Annotated in this window: 12 protein-coding genes; 2 read left to right on the forward strand and 10 right to left on the reverse strand. The window is 69.1% G+C overall.

Annotated features, from left to right (window positions below; translation table 11 throughout):
• Window positions 1-12: 12 nt before the first annotated feature.
• The gene (locus OG448_RS04130; protein ID WP_405558676.1) at window positions 13-174 is read right to left on the reverse strand and encodes a DUF2795 domain-containing protein; all 162 of its coding nucleotides are present in this window, start codon (window positions 172-174) and stop codon (window positions 13-15) included.
• A 173-nt stretch (window positions 175-347) separates the two neighbouring features.
• Here OG448_RS04130 and OG448_RS04135 point away from each other — a divergent pair, with 173 nt between their 5' ends.
• Window positions 348-1,448 (forward strand): PP2C family protein-serine/threonine phosphatase, encoded by a 1,101-nt coding sequence (locus OG448_RS04135; protein ID WP_405551562.1) that lies wholly within the window; start codon window positions 348-350, stop codon window positions 1,446-1,448.
• An 88-nt stretch (window positions 1,449-1,536) separates the two neighbouring features.
• Here the strand turns inward: OG448_RS04135 and OG448_RS04140 are convergent, their stop codons facing one another.
• The 3 genes from OG448_RS04140 to OG448_RS04150 form a co-directional block, all read right to left on the reverse strand.
• On the reverse strand, window positions 1,537-2,661 hold the full coding sequence (locus tag OG448_RS04140) for a catalase family protein (protein ID WP_405551563.1): 1,125 nt from the start codon (window positions 2,659-2,661) through the stop codon (window positions 1,537-1,539).
• Window positions 2,662-2,716: 55 nt separating this feature from the next.
• Window positions 2,717-4,069 (reverse strand): Dyp-type peroxidase, encoded by a 1,353-nt coding sequence (locus OG448_RS04145; RefSeq protein ID WP_405551564.1) that lies wholly within the window; start codon window positions 4,067-4,069, stop codon window positions 2,717-2,719.
• Window positions 4,070-4,187: 118 nt separating this feature from the next.
• Window positions 4,188-4,778, reverse strand: coding sequence for a hypothetical protein (locus OG448_RS04150; protein ID WP_405551565.1), 591 nt, complete (start codon window positions 4,776-4,778; stop codon window positions 4,188-4,190).
• Between the two features lie 370 nt (window positions 4,779-5,148).
• Between OG448_RS04150 and OG448_RS04155 the strand changes: the two genes are divergently transcribed.
• Complete coding sequence (locus OG448_RS04155) at window positions 5,149-5,826, forward strand: GAP family protein (protein WP_405551566.1); 678 nt, start codon at window positions 5,149-5,151, stop codon at window positions 5,824-5,826.
• A gap of 171 nt (window positions 5,827-5,997) precedes the next feature.
• Here the strand turns inward: OG448_RS04155 and OG448_RS04160 are convergent, their stop codons facing one another.
• The 6 genes from OG448_RS04160 to OG448_RS04185 all read right to left on the reverse strand — a co-directional run bounded on the left by OG448_RS04160 (window position 5,998) and on the right by OG448_RS04185 (window position 11,801).
• Window positions 5,998-7,392 (reverse strand): serine hydrolase domain-containing protein, encoded by a 1,395-nt coding sequence (locus tag OG448_RS04160; RefSeq protein ID WP_405551567.1) that lies wholly within the window; start codon window positions 7,390-7,392, stop codon window positions 5,998-6,000.
• An 86-nt stretch (window positions 7,393-7,478) separates the two neighbouring features.
• A complete protein-coding gene (locus tag OG448_RS04165) occupies window positions 7,479-8,078 on the reverse strand; it encodes a dihydrofolate reductase family protein (RefSeq protein WP_405551568.1) in 600 nt (199 codons plus the stop codon).
• A gap of 90 nt (window positions 8,079-8,168) precedes the next feature.
• Entirely contained in the window at window positions 8,169-8,489 is a 321-nt protein-coding gene (locus OG448_RS04170) for a hypothetical protein (RefSeq protein WP_405551569.1), read from the reverse strand.
• Between the two features lie 31 nt (window positions 8,490-8,520).
• Entirely contained in the window at window positions 8,521-9,003 is a 483-nt protein-coding gene (locus OG448_RS04175; RefSeq protein ID WP_405551570.1) for a GNAT family N-acetyltransferase, read from the reverse strand.
• 202 nt (window positions 9,004-9,205) lie between these two features.
• Complete coding sequence (locus OG448_RS04180) at window positions 9,206-10,570, reverse strand: glutamate decarboxylase (protein WP_405551571.1); 1,365 nt, start codon at window positions 10,568-10,570, stop codon at window positions 9,206-9,208.
• A 388-nt stretch (window positions 10,571-10,958) separates the two neighbouring features.
• Entirely contained in the window at window positions 10,959-11,801 is an 843-nt protein-coding gene (locus OG448_RS04185; protein WP_405551572.1) for a hypothetical protein, read from the reverse strand.
• Between the last annotated feature and the right edge of the window lie 89 nt (window positions 11,802-11,890).

Here is an 11,890-nt window from a genome sequence, read left to right on the forward strand (position 1 = left end):
CGCGCGCCGGTCTCAGTCGTTGCCGAAGACCGCCTTCCGCACGTCGTCGGGGCCGTCGAACCGCTGCGCCCCGGAGTGCTCCAGTTTGTCGACGACCTGGACGCCGGCCCCGTTGTCCCGGGCCACGGACACGAGATCGTCACGGCCGGCGGTCTGGAGTTCGATCGGGCTCATGTCGGCCACGGTGTCCTCCTGTCCGGGTCGGCGCGGGCATCCTGCGCATCCCCGGGTACCCCGTGAGGGCGACGGGTGCACGGCGTGCGAACCCGCGCGTGCTGTTCAGGTGCGTGGACGGACGACCGCGCGCCGGTCGAGCGGATCAGGCGCGGCCGGTGTAGAGAGAAGGCATGTCGCAAGGTCCCGACGGATACGGCCCGCCGGTGTGGAGGAGCCGGGCGTTGCTCGCCATCCCGATCGCGTGGATCGTCGTGGTGTCCGTGATCGACGTTCTTGCGCCGCCCCACATTCACCTGGGGCCGTTGCTCGTCGCCGCTCCGGCGATCACCCCCTCGTTCGGTGGTCCCCGGACGGTGGGGCTGGTGGCCGCGCTGGCGGTGATCGCACAGACGGTCATCGGGGTACTGCGCGATCCTGGGGGGTTGCTGTCCGCCAATCACCAGGCACAGGTGATCGCCCTGGTGCTGGTGGGGGCGAGCCTGGTCGTCTTCTGCGTGGTGCGGGAGCGTCGCGCGAAAGAGCTGACGCAAGTGCGGTACGTGTCCGAGACCGCCCAGCGTGTGGTCCTGCCTCCGCTGCCCGGCCGGCTCGGTCCGCTGCGCGCCTCCTCCTTCTATCTCGCCGCGGAGGCCGAGGCCCGGATCGGCGGAGATCTGTACGCGGCCGCGCGCACCACCTCCGGCACCCGGCTGATCGTCGGCGACGTGCGGGGCAAGGGGATGACCGCGGTCAGTGACGCGGCACTGCTGCTCGGGGCGTTCCGCGTCGCGGCTCACCGCGAGGCGAGCCTGGGCCAGCTGGTGGCCTACCTCGACCGGAGCGTGTGCTGGGACCTGATGGAGCCGGGGGAGGCGGGCAACTACGGGGAAGCGTTCATCACCGCCACCGTCCTGGACATCCCCGACGGGGACGGCCCGGTGCAGATGATCTCCTGCGGGCACCCTCCGCCCATCGTCCTGCGCGACGGCCGGCCGAGGACGATGAACGCCCCCCGCCCCGCGCCCCCGCTGGGACTGGGCGAACTGACGGATCCGAGCTACCACGTCGAAAGCTTCCCGTTCTTGCCGGGAGACCTCTTGTTGCTCTACACGGACGGCGTCACCGAGGCCCGCGACTCCACCGGCACCTTCTACCCGCTCGCCGAGCGCATCACCGGCTGGACCGAGAGCGACCCCGATGCCTTCCTCCGCCGCTTCCGGAGCGACCTGCTGCACTACGTCGGCGGACACCTGGACGACGACGCCGCCGTGATCGTCGTACAGCGCGGTTAGAAGGCACCCGCGGCCCGGGCCGGCCCGATCCGGCGAGCCGTGAGGGCCGGCCGCCAAGACCGACGCGTCGTCGCGGTGGTGGGCCGGGTCAGGAACCGAGTACCTCGTCGGCGCTGCGGGGTTCTTTGCGCGGCTGTTGGTTGAGCTTGTGACGCTCGACGGAGGAGTGCCGGTAGACCTCTTTGCGGGCCCGCATGATGTTGCCCAGGGGGGCGTGTTCGGCGGTGACCCGCCAGGGGGTGAAGGACAGTGTGTCCATCTTCTCCAGGTTCTCCGGGCTGGAGATGTCCTGTCGCGGCAGCCGCAGCTTCGCGACGGTGACGGGCGGCGAGAGCTGTTCGGGCCACTCCACGGTGGTGTTCTCCACCGGCATGCGCTCCAGGTCGGTGCAGAGCTGGACCTGGATGTCGAAGGCGTAGGGGTGCTCCTGCAGCTCGGCTTCCAGGGCCGGGCGGAAGACCTCCGGTGCCGAGGTCGGGTCGATGTCGCGCCGGACCACTGCGGCGGCGGAGTCCGGATCGGGGGTGATGCGCACCTTGGCGATGTAGTCCCCGTGCCGGACCGCGCCCATGGTCCAGTAGCTGGACAGCAGCACGTTGACGGGGGCGATCTTCGACAGGCGCAGGAAGGCCAGGAACTCGTCCCACGCCCAGTCGTCCTGGTCGAGGGTTCCCTTTCCGGTCACGAAATCGGTGAAGAATCGACGGGCGCCGGGTGGGCCCTGGGAGAAGTAGGCCGGCGCGTTCAGGAACAGTTCCTGGATGAAGAGGTAGTGCTCGACCGTGTTGCAGAAGAAGACCGGTCCGTTGATGTTGGCGTAGTCGAACGTGCCGCTGTCCGGTTCGTCTTCCAGCAGGGTCGGGCCGGGCATGTCGAAGATCTTCAGGGCCAGTCCGGTGGCGGCGCCCAGTCGCGCGTCGGCTCCGGCGTGGGGCGAGCCGTTGGAGAAACGGATGAGCGCGTCGTGGGTTCCCGGAGTCGCGTAGATTCCCTGGGCGTACTCGGGGGGAAGCCCGTCGAGGATCTCCACTTCCCCTCGTACCAGCCCGTAGCCCTTGGCATGGGCGTCTCGCAGGGCTCGGCCGGTGCCACCGGCGCTGACCGAGTCGGCGATGTAGTTCTCGGTCTTCTCGATCACCGTCTTCAGGTTCTGGTCGAAGTGCGGGTCGTCGGCTTCGACGTCCGGCGTGTAGGGGACGAACTGCGGTGCCATGACTTCGACCTCTCCTCGGAGAGTGTGATCGGATCTCAGGGGGTGGGAATCGCCCTCAGTCCTCCAGTTCGGCGAGCCAGCGCAGGGCGCGCAGACCCGGCACGAAGCAGTACTCACCGCCCCGGGTGACCACGAAGCTGGGCATGTTCCGCAGGCGGCGCCGGACCGGTTTCTCCGGGATGGTGACGCTTCCGGTTCCGTCGTGACGCCCTGCCACCGGGTCCTGCTCGCCGGGGTAACCGATGAAGTTGCCGTCGTTGACCCACTCGGCCTTGATGAACTCGAACTGCCGCTCGAGATGGGCGCCGAGGAAGACTCCGACCAGGCCCCGGTCGGCACCGTCGTCCTCCAGCACGCCCTCGGGCAGCGGCGGCCCGTAGGTCGTGCCGCGCCGGATGAGGCGGTGCATCCGCGCGTCGCCGACGATGGTGGCATCGCGGGGGTTGGTGCGGCGGATATGGGCGCCGGCGGGGCACCGGAAGCCCCGGTCGTCGTCCTCCCGGTACAGGAAGTCGTTGACGCGGTGCGGATCGGCCGCCAGCTCCGGATCATCGTGCTCCGGCGCCAGCTCCAACGGCGCCCCGCTGGGCCAGCGCCCGACCATCTTCGCCGCCAGGAGTTCCTCCTCCTCGGCGCTGGAGCTGTTCGCACGCAGGTAACGGCGCCAGGCCGCCACGTTGGTGTGGACCTTGCGAACGGCCGCGTACGTCCCGTTGCGGCCCAGCACATCGGGGCTGGGCATGGGCGGCAGACTGCCGGTTTCATCGGGATAGCCGAGGATGAACTCCCCGGCCTTGAGGGGGACTTCCTGCGGGTTGGAGCCGGGCAGGCCGATGCCCTCGATGTTCGGATGGCTGATGCCGTCACGGAAGCCGAAGGTGGTGCGCCCGGTCGGCAGCTGATGGACGTCCTGCTCCCAGATCACCTGGACACCGGGCGTGTCCCGCAAGGCGACGCGGGCCCGCTCCAGCGCTTCGTCCAACTGCGCCCCATCGGAAGAGAGGGCGCTCACCGCGATGTGGATGTCGCCCGTCCCGAACGGTGCCTCCCAGTGGGCCGGGGCACTCTCGCCCACGTCGCCGATCAAGGCCGCCCGGGCCGCCATGCCCTCACGAAACGCCCGCGGAAAGCTGTCCAGCGACTCCTGAGGCACCCCCAGGGCCCGCAGCCCCTGGTAGGTGAAGGCCACGGCCACCCAGGCATCCTGGCTCCGGTCCGCGCCAGGCAGACCACCCGAGGTCACCGGGAGCAGCCGCTGCAGCAGGGCGCGCCCGGCATGGCGATCGTCGACGCGCAGGAAGACGAACTTTCCCTGGTACGGAACGGGCCGTGGACGTAGTGCACCGCTCTGCACGTCGTCGATCTCGACGACCACGCCCGTCGCGCTGCCGCTGTCCGCTGTGTTCATGATCGCCTGCGCCTCCGCATCGGTCTCTGCCCGGACAGCCCCGCACTGGCCGACTCGTACCCCAGCCGACTCCGTCCACCGATGTCGGGTGAGCTCCGAGGGCGGCTGCGTCCGAGTGCTACGCCGAGGCTTCCTCCAGCAGCTTTTGAAAGGCCGGCGTGGCCACCAGATTTGCGTTGGCCGGGTTCTCCAGAGCCGCCCGGAACTCGGGGGTGTCCAGCACCTCTTCGAACGCCTCCTCCACACGCTGGTCCTTGTAGATCTGCTGGACGGTCAGGTCGGGATAGGCGCTGACGAAGACCCCCGCGGGCGCCTGGTGGGCGACGAACCAGTCCTTCGCCCCCGGATCCTTGACGCCGGGGAACCCTTCGCTGTGCGAGAAGACCTTGTCGAAGCGGTCTCCGACCACCGTCTGGGCGAAGTCGTCGATGTAGGTGTCCCAGGAGCCGTCGAACACGCTGGCGAACATGAACCGGGTGTCATCGTCGAAGATCACGTGCCGTGCGTCGTGCAAGGTGCCGATCTGACGCACCGCCGCATGGACCTTCTCGTCATCCGCCGCGTCGGAGAGCGCTGCGAGATCCTCACGCAGCGCATCCGCCTCGCCCGGCTTGATCTTGGTGAAGACGGTGAACTCGCTGCAGACCCCATCCGACCTGCCTGGCCGCTCGGGGTGAGCTGACTGGGCTGCACCTGACGTCGCAGTCATCGTGAGATTCTCCTGCCAGGGTCGGCGCGAGGGGTGCCGGGCGCCCGGAGACGAAGCGCCGTCGCCCTCACCTCTTCATCCTCACTTCGGTTGTACTGCCTCGCACCTCGGCCCCTGCGTGTGCTCCCTCGCGTCCTGAGAAGCTCCCGAGGACAGATCCGGTCAGGCGCAGGAAAATGGAACCGGGACGTGCCGGTACGTCGCCGTCGTCCGTCTCGGGCCGCCGCTTCCGCACGGCCGAGAAGAGGAGAAGACAGCGGCGCGGCCCCTCGCAGAACAACCCGTTGCGCCGCCCAGGCGGTCGGGGCACCCGCTTCCGGCAAACCCTGCTCCGCCGGATCGCCACCATGACCCCCATACGGAGACAACCATGGGCGCAGTACTCGGTGATGTGCTGGGTTTCGCCGCCGCCGTCGCGATCAGCCCGCTCCCGATCATCGCCCTCATCCTCGTCCTCGCCACCCCCCGGGGAAGTCTCAACGGAGTCCTCTTCACCGTCGGCTGGGTCCTGGGACTCTCGGCACTTGGCGCGGTGATGCTGGCCATCGCCTCCCCCGCAGGTGCTTCCACCCACAATCACCCGGCCACCTGGGTGGGCGCCCTCAAGCTCGCTCTGGGCTTGCTCCTCGTCCTCTTCGGTGCCCGGCAGTGGCACCGGCGACCGAAGGATCCCTCGCAGGCCCAGCTACCGAAGTGGATGGGCGCGATCGACCGTCTCGCGCCGGTCAAGCTCTTCGGACTCGGACTGGCCCTGGCCGCGCTCAACGCCAAGAACGCCCCGCTGACCATCGCCGCGGCAGCCGCGATCGGATCGGCCGGACTGCCGGTCGGGCAGCAGATCGGATCACTGGCGATCTTCGTCGTGATCGCCACCCTCGGCCTGCTGGTCCCCCTGGGCGTCTTCCTGCTCGGAGGCGAGAAGGCCAAGGCCACACTCGGCAACTGGAAGGACTGGGCAGCTCAGCACAATGTCGCCGTGATGGCGGTCCTGTTCTTCGTTCTCGGGTTGAAACTACTCGGAGACGGCATAGGCATCCTGACCTCTTGAGCCTGACCCGCACCCTGACGTCCGCAAGATCACGGCCGCTGGCGCGGCCCTCCCCGCGCGGTACGGACATCAGCGGGAAGCGGCTGGTGGTTCTCACGCCGGCGTGTTCTCCGGGGAGGCGTTGTCCGAGCTCGTCGCCACACCCGAAGCGGGACCGCGGGAGATGCCTGTCTACCTGGAAGCCACGGGGACCCGGTGGAACAGCCGGCCGGCGAGGTCCGCCCCGGTGATGACACCGCTCTCGTCGCGCGTGAAGAAGCCGCGTTGCCCCTTCAGGCCACCGCCCGTGACGATGTACGCGTCCTCGTCGCCGGGCAGCAGGCCGAGCCCTGCCGACGGGAGATCCGGAGGCAGTTCGGTGTCCGCCGCCGCGCGGATCTCCGGTTTGATCGCGCAGGCGATCGTCAACCCGGCCCCCTCCGAGGCGATGGTGAGCGTCATCATGTCGTTCGCGAAGATCCCGACGACCTCCACGGCCCGCTTCTCGTCATGGGGAAGCGGCTCCGGGTCCCGGTCGACGACCCCGAGGTAATGCTCCAGCGCCCATCGGACGGCGGCCTGGTTGAAGGCGAGGCCGCCGTCCGGGCCCGCGTTGGACAGTGCGACGACCGCGAAATCGCGTTCCGGCACGATCAGCAGCTCGGCGAACTGACCGTTGGCCGAGCCGCCGTGACCGACGGTGCGAACACCGTCCACTTCGCGCAGGAACCAGCAGATGCCGAAGGCGTCACCGAGCGTGCTACTCCGCAGCTCGACCGTCTGCTCCCGCATCTTCCGCAGGGTCTCGGCGGGCACCACCCGGGTGCCGTCCGGAGCGTGGCCGTCACCCAGGTGGAACCGGGCCCAGCGAAGCATGTCCGCCGACGAGGACACGCCGCCCCCGCCGGGGTTGTTGCCCCGGCTGTCCTTCCACTGCCGCGCGACGGCCGGCGTTCCGTCCTCGCCGACGTTGTGCCCGACCGCGAAGCGACGTGTCATCACGTCGCCGGTGGCGAAGAAGGTGTTCGAGAGACCCAACGGCTCGAACAGGAGCGAGGCGATGGCCTGCTCGTAGGGCAGGCCCGTGACTCTTTCCAGGAGCCGCCCGGCCAGGTTGTATCCCACCTGGCTGTAGGAGGCGCGGGTACCGGGTGCCGCGATCAGCTCCACCTCGGACATCTTCGCCACATAGGCGGCCAGGGCATCGTCCCCCTCCCCGGTGTCGACGCCCATCCTCCAGGCGAGGCCCGCCGTGTGGTTGAGCAACTGCAACACGGTGATCTCAGCCGCGGCCCCCTCGTCCGGGAGCACGAGTTCGGGAACATACCGGCGCACAGGCGCGGTCAGCTCCACCCGCCCCTCCGCGACCAGTCGCATCAGCGCGGTCGCCGTGAAGGGCTTCGTGACCGAGCCCAACACGAAGAGCGTGTCCTGATCCACGGGCAGCGGATTCTCGACGCTCGTCACACCGTGGCACCCGTAGATCTCCCGCCCGTCCACCCACACCCCGACGGCGACTCCCGGCACCCCGCACTTCGCGGCCGTCGCCTCGACGAACTCCGACAGCGTGTCCCGCTCATCGCTCATGACAACTCCCGCATCGAGGAAGGAGAGAGGTGCCCCCGTTCTCCAGCCCTGATCCTTGCCCGCCCCCGGGGTCGGCGCCAAGTCCCTTACGAGCTGCGGCCCTTCGACTTCTGGAACAAGGCTTGGCGCGCCACGCGGTAGCGGAGGTAGGCGACTCCTGAGCTGAAGGTGCGGGTCTCGACGAGTTCGAGGTCCACCCGGCGCTCACGCCGGGGGAAGAACGGAATGCCACCGCCGACCAGCACCGGGTGGACCCTGATCCGGTACTCGTCGATCAGACCCGACGCGGCCGCCTCGGCAGCGAGAGTCGGGCCGCCGATCGCGATGTCGCCCTCCCCCGGCTCGGCCCGCAACCGCTCGATCTCCTCCGCCAGACCGCCGGAGGCCAGGCGTGCATTGCCCTCTAGCGTCGACAACGTGGTGGAGAACACGACCTTCGGGAGCGGCTTCCAGAGCGCGGCCCACTCGAGCATCGAGTCGTCGAGCGACGGGTCCTGGTCGGCGGTCTCCCAGTACAGCATCGTCTCGTACAGCCGTCGCCCCAGCAGGTGGACGCCGACCTCCCGGATCTCGTCGGTGACGAAGCGAAAGACCTCCTCGTCGGGCGCCGTCCAGCCGAAGTCGCCGTCCGGCCCGACGGCATAGCCGTCCAGGGACACACCCATCGAGCAGGTCACGTTGCGCATCGAAAGCCCTCCTCGGGAACAGGTCGACATTACGACCGCCGACCGCCGCGGGACTGGTCACGGCTCGCAGGAATCCCTCACGGCTCCCGGTCAGCAGGAGTGCCGGCGGACCGCGTCGAGGAGTTGGTCGATGTCGTCGGCGGTGTGGGAGAAGGCGGTGACGAACCGGACGATGCCCGGCTCCCAGCGGTCGTGGTAGAAGGCGTAGCCCTCGGCGAGCAGTCCTTCGGTCATGTGCTGGGGCAGGCGGCAGAAAACGATGTCGGCCTCCGGCACGTCAAGGAGGCCGTCCCCGAGGCGGGCGGCCATCGCGTTGGCCTGGCGGGCGTTGTGCAGCCACAGACCGTCGGTGAGGTACGCGGCGATCTGGGCCGTGTGGAAGCGCATCTTGGAGGCGAACTGGCCGCGCACCTCGTCGAGCTCGCCACCACGGCTTGATCCGTTAAGGAATACGAAACTCGAATACGGGACGGTCCCAGGGCACGGCGGGCGGGTCGGCGAAGGCGGTTCCGGTCCGCACCGCACCGACGCGGTGGTAGAAGTCCGCGGCGGGCGGATGCGACACGACCTTGATTCGGTCGAGCCCGGCGGCGCGGGCCTCGGATCGCATGTGCGCGACGAGCAGCCGTCCAATACCCCGTCCTTGCGCTTCGTCGGCGACGAACAGCAGGTCGAGCTCCGGTGGAGTGAGGACGAGGGAGTAGAACCCGAGCACCCGGCCTCCCTGCTCGTCGGCGCCCACGGCCACGAACACGCGGTGGGCCTCGATGTAATCAGGACCGACCCGGTAGCCCGCGACCGCGGCTGTGTACTTCCCCTCGTAGGCGCCTGAGCCACGCACGAGCCGCGTGAGCCGTTTGGCATCCCGCGCGACAGCCCGCCGTATCGTGATCGGCCGACTGACCGAGGAACTGCGTGAACTCATCAGGAGAGTATTTCGCACTGGGCAGTGCCTTCGCGCGGCGGGTTCCGGCGGGCCGGCACCAGCGGCCTCTCCGCACCGGTGCAGAGGGCCGGCTGCCTGCAGGCGAGGCGCACCCCAAGCCCTCAGGCAACAGTCCGCCCCCGATCTGAGGGCGCACCTTCGCTGCCTCCATCGCCCGTCCCCGAGGGGCCGGTCGCGGGCGTCAGTAGCCGGTGCCGCGCTTGACCTGGGCCCGCTCGATGTCGGTGGCCGCACCCTTGTGGTCCAAGGTGCTGCACGCGTCGGCGATGTCCTGGGTCAGACGCTCGATCTGCTCGCGGCTCAGGGTCTCCTTGACCAGTGCACGCAGGATCTTCACCCGCTCCGCGTTGGGCGGGAGCGTGTACGCCGGCACCATCCAGCCACGCTCGGCCGAGAGCTGCCAGGCCACGTCGGACTCGTCGTAGGCGTGCTTGCCGGCAAGGCGGAAAGCGACCAGCGGCAACTGCTCGAGTCCGCTGCCGATCACTTCGAAGCGGCCGCTGCTCCGCAGGTTGTCCGCCAACGCGTGGGCGTTCTTCTGCATCGTCTCCATGACGTAGGTGTAGCCCTGGCGGCCCAGCCGCACGAAGTTGTAGTACTGGGCGAGCACCATCGCCGCGCCGGTCGAGAAGTTCAGTGTGAACGTCGCGTCGGTCTTGCCCAGGTAGTTCTCGTGGAACACGAGGTCCTTGGCCAGGTCGGACTCCTCGCGGAAGACCAGCCAGCCGATGCCGGGGTAGACCAGGCCGTACTTGTGTCCCGAGACGTTGATCGAGCGGACCTGCTCGAGCCGGAAGTCCCATTTCGAGTCCGGGTAGAGGAAGGGCCACACGAAGCCGCCGCTGGCGCCGTCGACGTGGATCGGGATGTCGAGGTCCCGCTCCTTGCGGACGTCCCGCAGGAGCTTGTCGATCCCGACGATGTCGTCCTTGTGGCCGGTGAACGTGGTGCCGAGGACGGCGACGACGCCGATCGTGTTCTCGTCGAGGTGGGGCTCCACGTCCTCCGGGCCGATCGTGTACTTGTCCTCGGCAAGCGGCACGATCCGCGGCTCGACGTCGAAGTAGCGGCAGAACTTCTCCCACACGACGTGGACGTCCCCGCCGAAGACCAGGTTGGGCCGGTCGGCCGACAGGTTGGCCGCCTGGCGGCGCTCCCGCCACTTCCACCTCAGCGACAGCGCGCCGAGCATGATCGCCTCGGACGAGCCCTGGGTCCGGCATCCGGTGGTCTTGCCCGGTGCGTGGAAGAGGTCGGCGAGCATACGGACGCAGCGCTGCTCGATCTCGGCGGAGATGGGGTACTCCGCGTGGTCGATGAAGTTCCGATGGAGGTTCTCGGCGATGATCCGTTGCGCCTCCGGCTCCATCCAGGTGGTGACGAACGTGGCGAGGTTGCGCTGCGGGTCGCCCTCCATGGCAAGGTCCGCATCCAGCAGTCTCATGGCGTCCGTCGCCGTCATGCCTTCCTCGGGGAAGTTCTCCGAGGGAGCAGGCGCGGTCAGGAAACGGTTGCCGAAAAGAGCCGGGGCGTCACTCTTGGTCATACCGGCGACTCAACCACGTCCGGAGTGGGAGCCGTTCCGAGGACCTGTGGACGGGGCACGGGATGCACGCGAACGGGCGTACCTTCCCGAGTGATCGACGACGCCTGCCAGCCGCACGGAAACCCGCGTTCGGGTGAAGGAACAGGGGAAGAACTTCGCGCGGCAACCAATGACACGGGCCGTTGTGAGCCGTCGCGGAGGCGTCCGCTGGACTGACGCCCGGCCGAGGACGGGCTGATCGGCCGGCGGGTGGCGCTGGCACCGGGGGCAGGGCCAGCGGTGATGGCGACCGGGACTGTCATGCCGCAGATCGTGAAAATGCAGCTCAGCCCTGACGGCCGCCGCCTTCCTCGCCTGGACCCAATCTCCCGGAAGAAGCTATGCCTGCCTATGGATGTTCCCCGAGTTGGAGGAGGCCAGCGACGGAGAAGCACAGGGCTCCGGTGAGGGTGCCCCAGTTGGCGATGTCGGCGTTGGCCAGGCTGCCGGTGGCGGGGCGGGTGAAGGCGGCGAGCGCGGAGACCATGAACAGGACGGAGCCGAGCTGGTTGACGACGACGATCCACCAGCCGAGGTCGTGCGGGCGGGCGCAGGGCCGGCCGTGGCACATCTCGACGAAGCCCAGATGGCCGGAGACCAGGAAGAGGACGCAGCCGATCACGTCGGGCGCCCAGATCAGCCGGTTGACCTGCCGGACGTTCAGGCCGTGCAGGAAGGAGTCCAGCAGGTTGACGGCGAAGACGAGGGTGCCCGCGAAGAGGGCGAACGCGCTCAGCCAGTCCACCCGCATCGGCTCGTAACTCCACCACCGCCAGCGGCGAGTGACCAGCCGGCCTTCGCCGCCGCCGACGTGGCGGGGCGCGTTGATCACCTGGAGCAGCGAGACGTACCCGCCGGTGTTGAAGAACAGGCCGCCCGCGAAGTAGATCGAGGCGGACTCGGTGGCGTCACCGGAGCCGAACTGGGCGACGGCCCCGCCGGCCGCGAAGAGGGCCCCGCCGATGACGAAGGCGATCGCGGCGATGGCGTTGAGTCTGCGCAGCCGGCTGAGAGCAACGGTGTCCGCACGGGTGTGCCGAGGGGGCACCGCCCCGGAGGGACGGACGGCAAGCACTCCGCGCCGCCGCGCGAGCCGGGACTCCCACACGGCGGTGCCGCCGCCGGGAAGGTGCCAGGTGAGCCGGGTGGTGAACGGTCCCGCGCCCTCGGCGCGCTCCTCAGGCTGCCCCACGGCGCGAGCCTAGACGTCGGACAGGATCGGGAGGCGGCCGAAACGCCGTCCTGCCGAACTGTCACTTCAGCCCGCGGGAGTGCGACACG

The sequence above is a fragment of the Streptomyces sp. NBC_01171 genome, from assembly GCF_045039805.1.
Classification (GTDB): Bacteria; Actinomycetota; Actinomycetes; order Streptomycetales; family Streptomycetaceae; genus Streptomyces.

What these genes read in the sequence shown, in the direction of transcription:
- OG448_RS04145 (WP_405551564.1), bottom strand. Translation starts at nt 4,069, where the DNA reads ATGAACACAGCGGACAGCGGCAGCGCGACGGGCGTGGTCGTCGAGATC.
- OG448_RS04130 (WP_405558676.1), bottom strand. Translation starts at nt 174, where the DNA reads ATGAGCCCGATCGAACTCCAGACCGCCGGCCGTGACGATCTCGTGTCC.
- OG448_RS04165 (WP_405551568.1), bottom strand. Translation starts at nt 8,078, where the DNA reads ATGCGCAACGTGACCTGCTCGATGGGTGTGTCCCTGGACGGCTATGCC.
- OG448_RS04180 (WP_405551571.1), bottom strand. Translation starts at nt 10,570, where the DNA reads ATGACCAAGAGTGACGCCCCGGCTCTTTTCGGCAACCGTTTCCTGACC.
- OG448_RS04155 (WP_405551566.1), top strand. Translation starts at nt 5,149, where the DNA reads ATGGGCGCAGTACTCGGTGATGTGCTGGGTTTCGCCGCCGCCGTCGCG.
- OG448_RS04140 (WP_405551563.1), bottom strand. Translation starts at nt 2,661, where the DNA reads ATGGCACCGCAGTTCGTCCCCTACACGCCGGACGTCGAAGCCGACGAC.
- OG448_RS04135 (WP_405551562.1), top strand. Translation starts at nt 348, where the DNA reads ATGTCGCAAGGTCCCGACGGATACGGCCCGCCGGTGTGGAGGAGCCGG.
- OG448_RS04160 (WP_405551567.1), bottom strand. Translation starts at nt 7,392, where the DNA reads ATGAGCGATGAGCGGGACACGCTGTCGGAGTTCGTCGAGGCGACGGCC.
- OG448_RS04175 (WP_405551570.1), bottom strand. Translation starts at nt 9,003, where the DNA reads ATGAGTTCACGCAGTTCCTCGGTCAGTCGGCCGATCACGATACGGCGG.
- OG448_RS04150 (WP_405551565.1), bottom strand. Translation starts at nt 4,778, where the DNA reads ATGACTGCGACGTCAGGTGCAGCCCAGTCAGCTCACCCCGAGCGGCCA.